Annotated in this window: 14 protein-coding genes; 8 read left to right on the top strand and 6 right to left on the bottom strand. The window is 63.2% G+C overall.

Annotated features, from left to right (window positions below; translation table 11 throughout):
* Positions 1-256 precede the first annotated feature (256 nt).
* On the bottom strand, positions 257-823 hold the full coding sequence (locus QU606_RS08395; RefSeq protein ID WP_304998291.1) for a hypothetical protein: 567 nt from the start codon (positions 821-823) through the stop codon (positions 257-259).
* A gap of 133 nt (positions 824-956) precedes the next feature.
* Between QU606_RS08395 and QU606_RS08390 the strand changes: the two genes are divergently transcribed.
* The 6 genes from QU606_RS08390 (at position 957) to QU606_RS08365 (ending at position 7,336) form a co-directional block, all read left to right on the top strand.
* Positions 957-1,679 carry a GntR family transcriptional regulator gene (locus QU606_RS08390; protein WP_024074020.1) on the top strand — a complete coding sequence of 241 codons (723 nt, stop codon included), beginning with the start codon at positions 957-959 and terminating at the stop codon, positions 1,677-1,679.
* Positions 1,676-2,464 (top strand): SDR family oxidoreductase, encoded by a 789-nt coding sequence (locus QU606_RS08385; protein WP_069075452.1) that lies wholly within the window; start codon positions 1,676-1,678, stop codon positions 2,462-2,464. Before QU606_RS08390 ends, QU606_RS08385 begins: the two co-directional genes overlap by 4 nt.
* Positions 2,465-2,543: 79 nt before the next feature.
* Positions 2,544-3,476, top strand: coding sequence for a 3-keto-5-aminohexanoate cleavage protein (locus QU606_RS08380; protein ID WP_024074022.1), 933 nt, complete (start codon positions 2,544-2,546; stop codon positions 3,474-3,476).
* A 202-nt stretch (positions 3,477-3,678) separates the two neighbouring features.
* Positions 3,679-4,557 (top strand): SMP-30/gluconolactonase/LRE family protein, encoded by an 879-nt coding sequence (locus tag QU606_RS08375; protein ID WP_304998290.1) that lies wholly within the window; start codon positions 3,679-3,681, stop codon positions 4,555-4,557.
* A 74-nt stretch (positions 4,558-4,631) separates the two neighbouring features.
* Entirely contained in the window at positions 4,632-5,954 is a 1,323-nt protein-coding gene (locus QU606_RS08370; RefSeq protein WP_024074024.1) for an MFS transporter, read from the top strand.
* A 56-nt stretch (positions 5,955-6,010) separates the two neighbouring features.
* Entirely contained in the window at positions 6,011-7,336 is a 1,326-nt protein-coding gene (locus tag QU606_RS08365) for an MFS transporter (protein WP_304998289.1), read from the top strand.
* Here the strand turns inward: QU606_RS08365 and QU606_RS08360 are convergent.
* On the bottom strand, positions 7,291-7,536 hold the full coding sequence (locus QU606_RS08360; RefSeq protein WP_069075450.1) for a hypothetical protein: 246 nt from the start codon (positions 7,534-7,536) through the stop codon (positions 7,291-7,293). The two genes, QU606_RS08365 and QU606_RS08360, sit on opposite strands and share 46 nt — an antisense overlap.
* A 59-nt stretch (positions 7,537-7,595) precedes the next feature.
* On the opposite strand from QU606_RS08360, the gene QU606_RS08355 reads away from it, so the two are divergent.
* Positions 7,596-8,519, top strand: coding sequence for a LysR substrate-binding domain-containing protein (locus tag QU606_RS08355; RefSeq protein WP_024074026.1), 924 nt, complete (start codon positions 7,596-7,598; stop codon positions 8,517-8,519).
* A gap of 55 nt (positions 8,520-8,574) precedes the next feature.
* The gene (locus tag QU606_RS08350; protein ID WP_024074027.1) at positions 8,575-8,937 is read left to right on the top strand and encodes a 5-carboxymethyl-2-hydroxymuconate Delta-isomerase; all 363 of its coding nucleotides are present in this window, start codon (positions 8,575-8,577) and stop codon (positions 8,935-8,937) included.
* 14 nt (positions 8,938-8,951) lie between these two features.
* Here QU606_RS08350 and QU606_RS08345 read toward each other — a convergent pair whose 3' ends face one another.
* The 4 genes from QU606_RS08345 to QU606_RS08330 form a co-directional block, all read right to left on the bottom strand.
* On the bottom strand, positions 8,952-9,887 hold the full coding sequence (locus tag QU606_RS08345; protein ID WP_304998288.1) for a LysR family transcriptional regulator: 936 nt from the start codon (positions 9,885-9,887) through the stop codon (positions 8,952-8,954).
* Between the two features lie 137 nt (positions 9,888-10,024).
* Complete coding sequence (locus tag QU606_RS08340; RefSeq protein WP_024074029.1) at positions 10,025-11,212, bottom strand: cyanate transporter; 1,188 nt, start codon at positions 11,210-11,212, stop codon at positions 10,025-10,027.
* A 353-nt stretch (positions 11,213-11,565) separates the two neighbouring features.
* Positions 11,566-13,008, bottom strand: coding sequence for an aldehyde dehydrogenase family protein (locus tag QU606_RS08335; RefSeq protein WP_102625656.1), 1,443 nt, complete (start codon positions 13,006-13,008; stop codon positions 11,566-11,568).
* Positions 13,005-14,630, bottom strand: coding sequence for a 5-guanidino-2-oxopentanoate decarboxylase (locus QU606_RS08330; RefSeq protein ID WP_150053760.1), 1,626 nt, complete (start codon positions 14,628-14,630; stop codon positions 13,005-13,007). Before QU606_RS08330 ends, QU606_RS08335 begins: the two co-directional genes overlap by 4 nt.
* Positions 14,631-14,665: the final 35 nt, after the last annotated feature.

Raw genomic sequence — 14,665 nt, 5'->3', positions numbered from 1 at the left:
AGTTATTTGGATGTATTGATGCGTGCAGATTATCAATCCGCGAGCCCGCCCCAAATGACTGACGTGTTCTATGCTTGCAGGTGTGTCCAATTCTTACGGATGGGAGGTGGCTATGGGTAATGAACCGAAGCGTCAAGAGCAGCCGAAGCGTGAGCAACCCCGGCGACACGAAGAGGAAAAACCCCAGACCTGGAAGCATCCGGACGACGGAACAGAGCTGTCCGAGCGGGATCAGGAACGTCCGCTCAAGCCCTGATCAATCTTCGATCGAGGGCAAAAAGCAACCTTGATGGGCCATGAACTGCCTCCACGAATAGCGCTCCGTGGGGGCAGGTGTTACCTGGGTCGGGGTCTCGAATTTAACCAGCGAGGCACCGGTATCGGCATTAATCACCTCAACCCGACACCAGCCGCTGTCGCTGTCCGCAATCCCGCCTTTGAGCAGGTAACGCCCCTGGGCGGCGAACTCAGTGTTGAACTCGATCACACAGCGCCGCCCGGCGCTCGCCAGGCCCGACACGATCAGGTGCAGCGCTTGGTTGGCGGCGATGTCCACGTAACCGTCGGGGCGCGAAGTGGTGCCGTGCACGGCAAATAATGCGGTTTCCTGACTCGGCGTTCCCATCCTGCCTTCCAGGCACTCATGATCCGTCGAAACGCTGACAGACAGCCCTTCGTTGTAGCTGTCGTGGGTGCTCAATTCACTTTTGACCTGTGCTCGGGGGCCGTCGAGCGGTGCCTTATAGGGCGCCATGGCCGTGCATCCGGCCAACAGCAGCGGGAGCACAACGCAGTGGATTTTCATCAGGGGGTCAGCGTCCATTCCAGAGGGTATTCATGATCAACAGGGGCCAACTCTGTGACAAGTGTGCTGTCGTGGGTTTGGGAAATTATTTGACATATTTGATTTGTGATCACATATTGTCGCCATAAGAACGACAACACAGGTTTGCCTCATGACAGATGGTCCGCTTCTCCTGCCCACCCTGCGCCAGGTGTCCCGCGATACCTTGCAAGACCAGGTCTATCGCCAGATCCGCGAAGCCTTGATGAGTGGCCGTTTCCAGCCTGGCCAGAAACTCACCATCCGTGGCCTGGCCGAAGCGCTCGGCTCCAGCCCCATGCCAGTGCGCGAAGCGCTGCAACGCCTCAGTGCCGAAAACGCCTTTGAAGTCACGGAAACCTCCCGTCTGCGCGTACGCATGATGACGGTCGAACGCCTGCGCGAAATTCGCGATGCGCGGGTCGCCCTCGAAGGGCTGCTGGCGGAAAAGGCCGTGTTGCTCCTGCAAAAGGTTGACCTCGACGAAATCACCGACCTGTGCGAGCAGATGCAGCACGCCGCCGATGAAGTCGACGTGTCGCGCTACCTGTGGACCAACTTCGCGTTCCACCGGCGCATCTACGCTGTGGCCCAGGCCGAATTGACCATGGCCGCCGTGGAAAACTTCTGGCTGCACATGGGCCCCTGCTTTGCCCTGGTCGCCCCCGATAAAGCTCACCTGCAACGCTCGATGGAGGCGCATACGCGCATCGTTGAAGCCCTGGCTGCCCGCGATGGTGCCGGTGCCCGCGCGGCGGTGACCGATGACATCATGCAGGCCGCCGACTCCCTGGCGCGCCTGCTCGTCAAGAACGACCGTTCGCGGTCGTCTGCTTCAGGAGGTAAACGGGCATGAGTGTCCTACAACGGTTGCAGCCCTATCCTGGGTTACGTGTGTTGATTTCCGGCGGGGCTGCCGGCATCGGTGAAGTCGTGGCGGCGGCGTACCTCGAAGCCGGCGCCCAGGTGCATGTGTGTGATGTCAGCGAACCGGCCCTGGCGGCCTTTCGCGATAAATACCCAGGCACCGTCGCCACGCGTGCCGACGTCAGCGAGGCCGCGCAGATCGAAGCCGTGTTCACGGTGCAGCGCGAGCAATTCGGCGGCCTGGATGTGCTGGTCAACAATGCCGGGATCGCCGGGCCCACCGGCGGGATCGATGCGATCAGCGACGCCGAATGGCAAGCCACCATCAACATCAACCTGACTGCGCAATATCGGTTTGCCCACCACGCGGTGCCGATGCTCAAGGAATCCTCCCACGGCCACCTGTTGCATATCGCCTCGGTGGCGGGGCGCCTGGGCTACGCGTGGCGCACGCCGTATGCGGCGACCAAATGGGCGATTGTCGGCCTGATGAAATCCCTGGCCTCGGAGTTGGGCGAGAGTGATATCCGCGTCAACGCCTTGCTGCCTGGCATTGTCGAAGGCCCGCGCATGGACGGTGTGATTCGCGCCCGTGCCGAACAGGTCGGCGTGCCGGAAGCCGAGATGCGCCAGGAGTACCTCAACAAGATTTCCCTCAAGCGCATGGTCACCGCCGAAGACGTCGCGGCCATGGCCTTGTTTCTCTGTTCGCCCGCCGCCCGCAACGTGACCGGCCAAGCGATCAGCGTCGACGGTAACGTCGAGTACCTGTAAGCCGCACGCGCTTCGCCAAGGAAGAACCCACCGCTGCACCGGGATTTTTTTTCATAAGAATAAAAGTCGGAGAATCGTCATGCCCAAAAATCGCCCTGTGATCATTACCTGCGCCGTCACCGGCGCCATTCATACGCCGTCGATGTCGCCGCATTTGCCGATCACTGCCCAGGAAATCGCCGCCGCCGCCATCGGTGCCGCCCAAGCGGGTGCGGCCATTGTCCACCTGCATGCCCGCGACCCGCTTGACGGTCGCCCCAGCCAGGACCCGGCGCTGTTCGCTGAATTCCTGCCGCACATCAAGGCCGCCAGCGACGTGGTGATCAACATCACCACGGGTGGCGCGCCCACCATGGGCGTGGAAGAACGCCTGCAACCGGTGATGCAGTTCAAGCCGGAACTGGCCTCGCTGAACATGGGCTCGATGAACTTCGGCCTGTACGAAATGCTCAACCGCTTTACCGAGTTCAAGCACGACTGGGAACGCCCGTACCTCGAAGAAAGTGACGACCGGATCTTTCGCAATACCTTCCGCGACATCGCCCATATCCTCAATTCGTGCGCCGAGAACCGCACCCGTTTCGAGATCGAGTGCTACGACATCGGCCACCTCTACACCGCCGCGCACTTCCTGGAGCGGGGCCTGCTCAAGCCGCCGTTGTTTATCCAGTCGGTGTTCGGCCTGCGGGGCGGCATCGGTGGTCACCCCGAAGACCTGGCGCACATGCGGCGCACCGCCGACCGCCTGTTTGGCGATGACTACGTGTGGTCGATCCTCGGTGCCGGGCGTGGGCAAATTCCGCTGGCGACCATGGGCCTGTCCATGGGCAGTAACGCCCGTGTCGGCCTGGAGGATTCGTTGTGGGACGGCCCAGGCAAGTTGGCGGCGTCGAATGCCGACCAGGTGCGGCGCATTCGCACGGTGATCGAAGCCCTCGGCCATCGCGTCGCCACGCCGGATGAAGCGCGGGAAATCCTCGGGCTCAAGGGGCGTGACCAGGTCAACTTCTAACCCACAACTGAGGTCGCGCCCCGGTGATATTCACCGATCCACTGTAGGAGCGAGCTTGCTCGCGAAAAACGCCAAGACACCGCGTTACACCAGGCAGCACGCGTTATCGTTGACGTTTTTCGCGAGCAAGCTCGCTCCTACAAGGGGTTACCCATCTGGGCGTGGCCTGCATCCCGCACAACAACAATAAGGGGATCACACCATGCGTATCGAAGTGCTTGTGGACGTCAAGACCACCCTGGGCGAAGGCCCGGTGTGGGACGTCGAACAACAACGGCTGTACTGGATCGACAGCGCCGACGGCCGCATCCTGCGCTGCACCGAAGACGGCCGCGAACTGCGGGCCTGGGACGTGGGCCAGAAGATCGGCTCCATGGCCCTGCGCCATACCGGCGAGGCGGCCATCGTTGCCCTGCAAAACGGCGTGCACAGCCTGGATCTGGCCAGTGGCGAACTGGCCCTGATCCAGGACCCGGAACCGCACCTGCCGAACAACCGCCTCAACGACGGCAAGGTCGACCGCCAGGGCCGCTTTGTCTTCGGCTCCATGGACACCCTGGAAGACAGCCCCAGCGCCAAGTTCTATCGCCTCGACCCCGACCTGAGCCTGCACACCCTGGACGAAGGCATCATCGTGTCCAATGGTCCGTGCTGGAGCCCGTCCGGCGAAACCTTCTACTTCTGCGACACCTGGTCCGGCGAGATCTGGGCGTATGACTACGACCTCGCCAGCGGCGCCGTGAGCAACCGACGCACCTTCGCCAAGGTCGATACCGCCGCTGGCGGCGCGGCCGACGGCTGCACCGTGGATGCCGAAGGCTGCCTGTGGCAGGCGCTGGTCTATGCCGGGCAACTGGTGCGCTACACCCCTGATGGGCAGGTCGATCGGGTGATCCCGATGCCGGTGAAAAAGGTCACCAGCCTGACCTTCGGGGGGCCGAACCTGGACACCCTGTTCGTGACCTCCATGGCCAGGCCGCCGCTGCCGCGTTTTCCGGCCGACGGTCAGCAGCGCGGTGCGTTGTTCGCGATCAGCGGGCTGGGCGTGCAAGGAATAGCCGAGCGAAGGTTCGCCAGCTAGCGCGTTTTTTCAACCAGGCACCTTCCTTCCGCAACCTTGTGTCAGTGCGCGCCCTCGCGCGCCTGGAGAGGCCCATGGCAACTTTAAAAAAAGCGTCGCTGCGCAGCATTCACCGGCATTCCTGGGTGTCGCTGCTGGTCTGCTGGATGATCTGGATCCTCAACGCCTACGACCGTGAGATCGTGTTGCGGCTGGGGCCGACCATCTCCAAGCATTTCGATTTGTCGGCTGATCAGTGGGGCACCGTGGCCACGGTGGTCATGCTCGCGCTGGCCTTGCTGGATATCCCCGGTTCGATGTGGAGCGACCGCTACGGCGGGGGGTGGAAACGTGCGCGGTTCCAGGTGCCGTTGGTGCTCGGCTACACGGCGATTTCGTTTCTGTCGGGCTTCAAAGCCTTGAGCGGCAACCTCGCGACGTTTATCGCCCTGCGTGTCGGCGTCAACCTTGGCGCCGGCTGGGGCGAGCCGGTCGGCGTGAGCAACACCGCCGAATGGTGGCCGGTGGAGCGGCGCGGGTTTGCCCTGGGCGCGCACCACACCGGTTACCCGATCGGCGCGATGCTCAGTGGCATCGTCGCCAGCTTTGTCATCACGGTGTTTGGCGAGGACAACTGGCGCTACGTGTTCTTCTTCGCTTTCGTGGTCGCGCTGCCGCTGATGATCTTTTGGGCGCGATATTCCACTGCCGAGCGCATCACCGCGCTGTACGTCGACATCGCCGCCAAAGGCATGACCCCACCGGACAACACCCCGGCCAGCCAGATCAAGGGTGATGCCTGGCGCACCTTTGTCGCCACCTTGCGCAATCGCAACATCGCCCTGACGGCGGGTAACACGATGCTCACGCAGGTGGTGTACATGGGCGTCAACATCGTGCTGCCGGCCTACCTCTACAACATCGCCGGGCTGTCGCTGGCGGAGTCGGCGGGGATGAGCGTGGTGTTCACGCTCACCGGCATTCTCGGGCAACTGGTGTGGCCGTCGCTGTCGGACATCATCGGCCGCCGTACCACCCTGATCATCTGCGGGCTGTGGATGGCGGCGAGTGTCGGCGCGTTTTACTTCGCCAACACCCTGACCCTGATCATCGTCGTGCAACTGCTGTTCGGCCTGGTGGCCAACGCGGTGTGGCCGATCTACTACGCAGTGGCCTGTGACTCGGCCGAGTCGTCGGCAACCTCCACCGCCAACGGCATCATCACCACGGCGATGTTTATCGGCGGTGGCCTGGCGCCGGTGCTGATGGGCAGCCTGATCGCCATGGGCGGCGGCTGGACCACCTTGCATGGCTACACCGTGTGTTTCTTCGTGATGGCCGGCTGCGCCCTGGGCGGTGCTGTGCTGCAACTGTTTTCCCATCGCCCGCGGGCCATGGCCGTGCAACTTCAACCCTAGAACAACATTGATGCGCCCCCCAGCCAGGCTGGCGGGGCGCCAGGAGGAACTGCCCGATGACTACCGCCACCCCGGCCCGCGAACCGCAGGCGCTGAACAAGCTGATGTTCGCCAAGCTGATGCCCTTGCTGATCATCGCCTACATCCTGAGTTTCCTCGACCGCACCAACATCGCCCTGGCCAAGCACCACCTGGACGTCGACCTGGGCATTTCCGCCGCGGCCTACGGGCTGGGGGCGGGGCTGTTTTTCCTCACGTATGCCCTGTCGGAAATCCCCAGCAACCTGATCATGCACAAGGTCGGCGCGCGGTTCTGGATCGCCCGCATCATGGTGACCTGGGGCCTGATCTCGGCGGCCATGGCGTTTGTGCAGGGCGAGACCTCGTTCTACGTGTTGCGCCTGCTGCTGGGCATCGCCGAAGCCGGTTTGTTTCCCGGCGTCATGCTCTATCTGACGTACTGGTTCAACCGTGAACAGCGGGCGCGGGCCACTGGCTATTTCCTGCTCGGCGTGTGCTTTGCCAACATCATCGGCGGCCCGGTGGGCGCGGTGTTGATGCGCATGGACGGCCTGCTCGGCTGGCACGGCTGGCAGTGGATGTTCCTGCTCGAAGGCTTACCGGCGGTGGCATTTGCCTGGGTGGTATGGCGCAAGTTGCCGGACCGTCCGAGCAAGGCCCCGTGGTTGACGGCGGACGAGGCGCGCGGGATCGAACAGCGTATTGCCCAAGAAACGGAAGAGGGCGCCGGCGAAGGCGGGCACTCGTTGAAAAACTGGCTGACCCCACAAATCCTGCTGGCGATCTTTGTGTATTTTTGCCATCAGATCACCGTCTACACCGTGATCTTTTTCCTGCCGAGCATCATCAGTAAATACGGTGAACTGAGCACCATGAGCGTCGGCCTGCTGACCTCGTTGCCGTGGATCGCGGCGGCACTCGGCGCGGTACTGATCCCGCGGTTTGCCACCACGCCGGGGCGTTGTCGTCGACTGTTGGTCACGGGGTTGCTGACCATGGCGCTGGGCCTGGGCATTGCGTCGGTGTCGGGGCCGGTCTTCAGCCTGTTGGGCTTCTGCCTGTCGGCGGTGATGTTTTTCGTGGTGCAGTCGATCGTGTTTCTCTACCCGGCGTCGCGGCTCAAGGGCGTGGCGCTGGCTGGTGGCCTCGGGTTCGTCAACGCCTGTGGCCTGTTGGGCGGGTTTGTCGGGCCTTCGGTGATGGGGGCGATCGAGATGAGTACCGGCAACGCGATGAACGGTTTGAAGGTGATCGCCGTGGTGCTGGTGGTCGCCGCGCTGGCTGCGCTGCGTTTGCGTCAGGGCCAGGAGGTGTATCAGACGAGCAATGAGGTCGGAAACCCCGAAGCGAGTACCAGGTAAGCCACCACGGCTGCCAGGCATAAACCGACGAACACGCGCAGCAATGTCCTGGCAGTGGGGTGGGCGATGAACTTGATGGCCCACAGCAAAACCCCGCTGACCAGGACGCTTAAGGCGAAAATGAACAGCACGACAGTATTCCTGTGACCCTGGACTGCTGATTTATAGTCCCAAAGCCCCAGGATGAACAGTGCGCGCATAGACGCAGCTCCTCGAGCTTTCTAAACTGCGGCTTGTCGTGGGGAAAGGGCAGGCGCCGATGAATCGCAATGAATTACGCAAGGCCGACATCAACCTGATGGTGGTCTTCGAAGCACTGATGCTCGAGCGCAATGTGACGAGGGTGGCGGAGAAGCTGTTTCTCGGCCAGCCGACCATCAGTTCGGCGCTTAACCGTCTGCGGACCTTGTTCAACGACCCCCTGTTCATTCGTGTCGGCCACCGCATGGAGCCCACGGCCCGCGCCGAGGAGATCATCCAGCATCTGTCACCGGCCCTGGATTCACTGTCTTCGGCCCTGAGCCTGACCCATGATTTCGACCCGTCCATCAGCACCATGACCTTTCGCATCGGCCTGTCCGATGATGTGGAGTTCGGCCTGTTGCCGCCGTTGCTGCGTGCCTTGCGCCAGGAAGCGCCGATGGTGGTGTTCGTGGTGCAGCACGTGGACTACTGGCGTATCCCCGACCTGCTGGCCTCCGGCGATATCACCGTCGGCATCACCCAGACCCGTGGCCTGCCGGCCAACGCCAAGCGCAAGCTGCTGCGCCATATCCGCCCACGCCTGCTGCGTGCCGACGCTTCTGACAGGCCGCTGACCCTCGATGAATATTGCGCGCGGCCCCATGTGCTGGTGTCCCACACCGCCAACGTGTCGGGGTTCGCCGATGAGTGGCTGGCGGAAATCGGCCGCAAGCGCCATGTGGTGCTGTCGGTGCCGCAATACAGCGCGCTGCCTGCACTGCTGGCCGGTACTGACCTGATCGCCAGCCTGCCGGACTACACCGCCGAAGCCATGGCCGTGTCCGGCAACCTGTTCTGTGAGCCGTTCCCGTTCGAGACGCCGACCCTGGACTTGTCCATGGTCTGGCTCAGCCATGTGGACACCGACCCGGCCGAGCGTTGGGTGCGTTCGCGGCTGGAGGCGTTCATGAGTGATCGCGGCCTGGGGAAGAAGGCCTGAGGCTTTTATCCGTGGTATATCTACGAACCTTCCTACGAATGACTCGGAGTCATCCATGCCACACCTGAACCTGGAATACACCGCCAACCTGACCAACCTGGCCGTCGAGAAGACCTTGTTGCGGCTCAACAATGTGCTGATGGCGTCCGGGCAGTTCGGTTCCGAGTTCGATATCAAAAGCCGCGCCGTGAAGGTCGAGAGTTTTCAGGTGGGTACCTCCCTCAGCCCGCGCGGTTTCGTCGCGGTGAAGCTGTCGCTGCTCAGCGGGCGGTCGCCGCAGGTCAAGCAGCAATTGTCGCAAAGCCTGCTGACCGCATTGCAGGATCTGGGCGACTGGCCGGCGGATATACAGGTTCAGCTCAGCGTGCAGCTGGTCGACATGGATCGCGATTCCTACAGCAAAGTCGCTATCGGCTAACCCCCCCACAGGGGTTAGAGTAATCCCTGGTCCGCGCACACCTTCACCACCTGTTCCCTGAACCAGGTATTGGCGCTGTCCTGCCCACTGCTTTCATTCCATTGCATATCCAGGGTGAACCCCGGCAACCCGTTGGGCGCCTCGCAATGGCCGAACACCTCCGGCTGTGCCAGCAGCTTCTGCACGCGGCGCGGCAGGGTGACGATAAAGTCGGTGCCGGTGATCATCTTCAAGGCGGCGCTGTAGCTGTTGGCCCGGGCGATCACCTGGCGCTTGTGGGCCTGGCGCGCCAGCCAGCCGTCGATCATGTTGGTGTCGGAGGTCCACGGCGTGGGGAACACATGGCGTCGTTCGACGAAGGATTGCAGGCTGAACGTGGACTCCCGGGGCGCCGCGCATTTGTCGAAAACGCACACCAGGTCGTCCTCCAGCAGCATCTGGGTCTTGAAGTCCTTGTGGGCGCGATGAAAGTGCGGGCCGAAGCAGATCACCAGGTCGAGGCGGCCTTCGCGCAGGTCATCGGCGGGGATATCGGCTTCCAGCTTCTGCACATTGACGATCACCGGCAGGTCCGCCTGGTCGAAGTTTTTCAACAGGCGCGGCAGCATCAGTTGTTCGAAATATTCCGGGGCACAGACATTGAAGGTCACCGCCTTCTGCGTCGGGTCGAAGGCCTGGCCACCGGCGTGGCACAGGTTGATGCTCTCGAGGATCTTCTGCACATGGCCGTACATGGTGGTGGCCTTGTACGTCGGACGCATGCCCGCCCGCGTGTTGATAAACAGCTCGTCTTCGAAGCTGGTGCGCAGCTTTTTCAAGCTGTAGCTCACGGTGGACTGGCTGACGAACAGCGTTTCTGACACCTCGGTAACGCTGCTCTGGTCGTAGACGGCGATAAACACCATCAAGTCCTGCATATCAAGCTTTCTGAGCAAGTTACTGTTTAGCATCCATTCCATCCGGTAAGCCTTGGCACTGTGGCAGCGCGCGACGAGGGCAAAAGCTTAACGGAACGGACGTACCAATAGAAAGCTCTGTAGGTCGTTTCTATGTTTCGTGTGGGACAAATACTGTTTGCAACACGACCTCAGCGAATATGTTGTGCGTACTGCTTGGGGTTGAAGCGCGTGACGATCAGCAGCATCACCACGATCACTGCCGTCAGCGACCACCAGGCCCATTCGAAGCTGCCCAGTTGATCGCGGATCATCCCGGCGATCAGGGGGGACAGGCCGGCGATCAGGTAGCCAATGCCTTGCACAAACGCGGTGAGGCCGCCGGCGCGGCGGGGGTTGTCGAGGTGGTCCAACGACAGGATCAGGCTCATCGGGAACAGCCCGCCAATGCCCAGGCCCAGCAGGCACGGCCACAGCAGGCTGAGGTGTTGCGGGCTGATGATCAAGCCGCAGAAACCGAGGATGATCAGCACCAGCAACACGGCCACCACCCCGCGTTTGTCCTGGCGGCGGTTGGCGATGGCCGGGGTGACCAGGCCGGACACCACCTCCATGGCGGTCAGGAACCCCAGCAGCAACCCGGCGTGCTGTTCACTCCAGCCTTGCTCCACGTAGTACGGCGCCAACCACGCCAGCACGCAGGTGTAGGACGCGGTGCCCAGGCCAAAAAAGACCGCCAGCAACCAGGCGCGACCATTGCCGAAAAATGATTCCTGCGGGCCGCCGCTGGCCTGGGGCAACGGCGCCAGGCCCGAGCGCTGCCCACACCAGAACACCACGGCCACCAGCGCGAGCAGCGCCCAGATGGCCAGGCCGATACGCCAGCTGCCGGTGTGTACCTGCACGAACGGCGAGAACGACGCCGCCAGCGCCGCGCCGCCCATGATGGCGGTGACGTACAGGCCCATGAACAGCGAAACGTTGTCACTGAACCGCGACTTGATCAGCGCCGGCATCAACGCCTGGATCATCGCGATACCCACGCCGGCAGCGATGGCGCTGACGATCAGTTCGAGCGCCGAATCCAGGAACAGCCGCGACACCGTCGCCAACCCAATCACCAGCAGCGACAGCACAATGCTGCGATGCTCGCCAAAACGCTTGGCCAGGCCCATGCCGAAAAACATCGCCAGGCCCATGGCCATGACCGGCAACATGGTCAGCAACGCCGCACTGCTGAAGCTCAACGGCACCTCGCCGCGAATCGACGACAACAACGGCCCCACGGCGGCCATCGATGGGCGCAGGTTAAGGGCGACGAGTACCACGCTGATCATCAGCCAAACGGCGGTGGTGGGTTTTGCCTGAACGTTTTCCATGGGCCTGCCTTGTGGGAACAAGGGCGAATCAGGCCACGCATGGGGGAGGGGGGCAAATGAGAAAGTCGCTGGGGCTATCTAAAAATTGCAGTTAACGGACACACCGCCAATCAAAATGTGAGAGGCCCACCACCTGTTTGACATAGCGCTGCAACCCCTGTGGCGAGCGGGCTTGCCCCGCGTTGGACTGCGCAGCAGCCCCAAAACCAGCCGCCCCTGCAACGTCTGATACACCGCATTCTGCTGTATTGGGGCTGCTGCGCAGCCCAACGCGGGGCAAGCCCGCTCGCCACAATAAGCTCGCTTGCCACAACAGCCCGCTCGCCACAGGGGCTGCCGTTTGCTCTGCGCCGTCAGTGAGACCGAATCACATGCTTGATCTCCTGAAACGTCGCCAGCCCCCACGGGCCCAGCTCACGGCCGATACTGCTCTGCTTGTAACCACCCCACGCGGTTTGCGGGAAGATCACCTGCGGGGCGTTGATCCACACCATCCCGGCCTGCAAGGCATTCGCCACGCGCTCGGTGGTCTCGACGCTACGGCTGACCACGCTGGCCACCAGGCCGAACTCGCTGTCGTTGGCCAGGGCAACAGCCTCTTGCTCAGTGGCAAAAGGTCGTACACACAGCACCGGGCCGAAGATTTCTTCGTTCCACAACGCACTGTCCAATGGCACGTCGGTAAACACCGTCGGGCGAATGAAGTAGCCCTTCGCCAGATTCGCCGGGCGTTCACCGCCACACAACAAGCGCGCGCCAGCCTCAACGCCGCGCTGGATATGCCCCAGCACCCGCTGATACTGCGCACGGTTGATCAGCGCGCCCATTTCCACGTCCTCGGCAAACGGGTCGGCCACGCGAATGCTGTCAGCCCGAGCCTGCAAACGTTGCAGGAATTCATCTGCCAGGCTGTCCGCCACCAGCACGCGACTGGTGGCCGAACACATCTGCCCTGCGTTGAAAAAACCACCGCCACAGGCCAGTTCCACCGCCAGGTCGAGGTCGGCATCCGCCAGCACCAGCAATGAGGATTTACCGCCCAACTCCAGGCTCACACCCTTGATGGTTTCGGCGGCGCGTTGCATCACCTGCACGCCCACGGCGTTGCTGCCGGTGAAGGAAATCTTGGCCACGCGACGGTCTGCTGCCAGCGGCGCGCCCACGGCCAAACCGGTGCCGCAGACCAGGTTGAACACACCCGCAGGGAAGCCGGCGGCGGCAATGATTCGCGCCAGTTGCAACTCCGCCAAGGGGGTGACTTCCGACGGCTTGAGCACCACGCAGCAGCCGGCGGCGAGGGCTGGGGCGAGTTTCCAGGCGGTGGTGACCATCGGGAAATTCCACGGCACGATCAGCCCCACCACGCCGCACGGTTCGCGGCGCAGGCGGGCGCTGAAGGCATCGCTGGGCAACGCCACCGGACAGTCCTGCGCGGCATCCATCCCTTCGGCGACAGTGGCGTAGTACTCGAAGGTGGCGATCACGTCGTCCACATCGATCCCCGCTTCAAACAGGGGCTTGCCGTTGTTGCTCGACTGCAACTGCATCAGGGGTTCACGTTGCTCGCTGACACCCTGGGCGACCTTGCGCAACAGCGCGCCGCGCTCGCGCCCGGTGGTTTTCGCCCAGTCGATAAACGCCGCGCTGGCAGCGTCGACCGCCTGGGTCACGGCACGCGCGTCACCCACGCTGACCTGCGCCAGGCAGGCCTCGGTGGCCGGGTTGATCACCTCCAGCACCTCATGGCCCGCGCGCCACGCCCCATCGATATACACACCGTTCAATACCGCACTCATACCGCCACCTCGTTCATCCACAGCCCTTGGTCGATTTCAATCAGTGTCGGCCCCTCGCGATCAGCCGCGGCGCGTAAGGCCATGCGCAGCGAAGCGGGGCCTTGGATGCGCTCGGCGGCGCAGCCCAGCCCCTTGGCCACGGCGACGAAGTCCGGGGTGTAGATGTCTACGCCGACCGGCTCGATGGCACGGTTGAGCATGTATTTCTTGATTTCTTCATAGCCCTGGTTATTCCACAGCAGCACGATAATCGGCGTGCGCGCTTCCACCGCGCTGGCCAGTTCCGGCAGGCTGAATTGCAGCCCGCCGTCGCCGATCAGGCACACCACCGGCTGCCCATCGCCACGCCCGAGCCAGGCGCCGATGGCGGCGGGGAGGGCGTAGCCCAAGGTGCCGTAGCCGGTGGACGAATTGAACCAGCGGCGTGGGTGGTCGGGGTTCAGGGTCAGGTTGCCGCTGTACACCGGTTGGGTGGAGTCACCCACGATCACCGCGCCGGGCAGCGCTTGCAGGACCGTGTTGAGAAACACGCTTTGCGCGCGGGTGGCGGCGTCCCAGGTCGGCGTCAGGTCGGCCCACAGCCGCGTCACGCGTTGAGCGCCCCAGTCGTTGCGGCGAGGCGGCAGGGGTTGGCGGTTGAGTTCGGCCAGCAAGGCGTCGGCGGCGATGTGCGCGTCGGCCACCAGGGCCACCTGGGGCGGGTAGTTGCGCACGGTCTGGTCGGGGTCGATATCGATGCGCAGCAATGCGCCGGGTATCTCGAAGCCGCCGGCGAAGGTGACGTCATAGTCGGTCTCCGCCAGCTCCGTGCCGATGGCCAGCACCACATCGGCTTCGGCAACCAGGGCGCGGGTGGCCACCAGGCTTTGCGTGGAACCGATCAACAACGGGTGCGCGCCGGGCAGCATGCCCTTGGCGTTGATCGTCAGGGCGACCGGTGCGCCGAGGGTTTCGGCCAGGCGGGTCAATGCCGGGGCGGCATCGATGGCGCCACCACCGGCCAGGATCAACGGGCGTTGGGCGGCGGCGAGCAACTGGCTCATCTGCTGGATCGCCGCCGGCGCCGCACCGGCACGCGCGATGCTGACTGGCGCGGTGCCCAGCAGCGCATCGGCGTTTTCCACCAACACGTCCAACGGAATTTCGATATGCACCGGGCGCGGCCGAGCGGCCTGGAACAGTGCAAACGCGCGCGCCAGTACCGCTGGCAATTCTGCCGCCGACATCAGGGTATGGGAGAACGCCGCCACGCCGGCCATCATCGCGCCCTGGTTCGGCAGTTCATGCAGTTTGCCGCGCCCGCCGCCCAATTGGCTGCGCGATTGCACGCTGGAAATCACCAGCATCGGGATCGAGTCGGCATAGGCCTGGCCCATGGCCGTGGTGATATTGGTCATGCCGGGGCCGGTGATGATGAAACACACTCCCGGCTTGCCGCGGGTGCGCGCATAACCGTCGGCCATAAAGCCGGCACCTTGCTCATGACGCGGGGTCACGTGGCGGATGCTGGAGCGGGCCAGGCCGCGGTACAGCTCCACGGTATGTACGCCGGGGATACCAAACACCTGTTCTACGCCGTAGCGTTCCAGGAGGTGGACCAATACTTCGCCGCAGGTCGCCATTGATGTCGCTCTTGTCGGGGATTCGAGGCGGTATT

It is taken from the genome of Pseudomonas sp. OVF7, assembly GCF_030644265.1.
GTDB classification, from domain to species: Bacteria; Pseudomonadota; Gammaproteobacteria; order Pseudomonadales; family Pseudomonadaceae; genus Aquipseudomonas; species Aquipseudomonas gorinensis.
This window is presented reverse-complemented; position numbering and strand designations above follow the sequence as displayed.

Coding starts and splice junctions, on each gene's coding strand:
- QU606_RS08370 (WP_024074024.1), top strand. CDS start 4,632: ATGGCAACTTTAAAAAAAGCGTCGCTGCGCAGCATTCACCGGCATTCC.
- QU606_RS08350 (WP_024074027.1), top strand. CDS start 8,575: ATGCCACACCTGAACCTGGAATACACCGCCAACCTGACCAACCTGGCC.
- QU606_RS08340 (WP_024074029.1), bottom strand. CDS start 11,212: ATGGAAAACGTTCAGGCAAAACCCACCACCGCCGTTTGGCTGATGATC.
- QU606_RS08385 (WP_069075452.1), top strand. CDS start 1,676: ATGAGTGTCCTACAACGGTTGCAGCCCTATCCTGGGTTACGTGTGTTG.
- QU606_RS08360 (WP_069075450.1), bottom strand. CDS start 7,536: ATGCGCGCACTGTTCATCCTGGGGCTTTGGGACTATAAATCAGCAGTC.
- QU606_RS08365 (WP_304998289.1), top strand. CDS start 6,011: ATGACTACCGCCACCCCGGCCCGCGAACCGCAGGCGCTGAACAAGCTG.
- QU606_RS08395 (WP_304998291.1), bottom strand. CDS start 823: ATGGACGCTGACCCCCTGATGAAAATCCACTGCGTTGTGCTCCCGCTG.
- QU606_RS08375 (WP_304998290.1), top strand. CDS start 3,679: ATGCGTATCGAAGTGCTTGTGGACGTCAAGACCACCCTGGGCGAAGGC.
- QU606_RS08335 (WP_102625656.1), bottom strand. CDS start 13,008: ATGAGTGCGGTATTGAACGGTGTGTATATCGATGGGGCGTGGCGCGCG.
- QU606_RS08390 (WP_024074020.1), top strand. CDS start 957: ATGACAGATGGTCCGCTTCTCCTGCCCACCCTGCGCCAGGTGTCCCGC.
- QU606_RS08345 (WP_304998288.1), bottom strand. CDS start 9,887: ATGCTAAACAGTAACTTGCTCAGAAAGCTTGATATGCAGGACTTGATG.
- QU606_RS08355 (WP_024074026.1), top strand. CDS start 7,596: ATGAATCGCAATGAATTACGCAAGGCCGACATCAACCTGATGGTGGTC.
- QU606_RS08380 (WP_024074022.1), top strand. CDS start 2,544: ATGCCCAAAAATCGCCCTGTGATCATTACCTGCGCCGTCACCGGCGCC.
- QU606_RS08330 (WP_150053760.1), bottom strand. CDS start 14,630: ATGGCGACCTGCGGCGAAGTATTGGTCCACCTCCTGGAACGCTACGGC.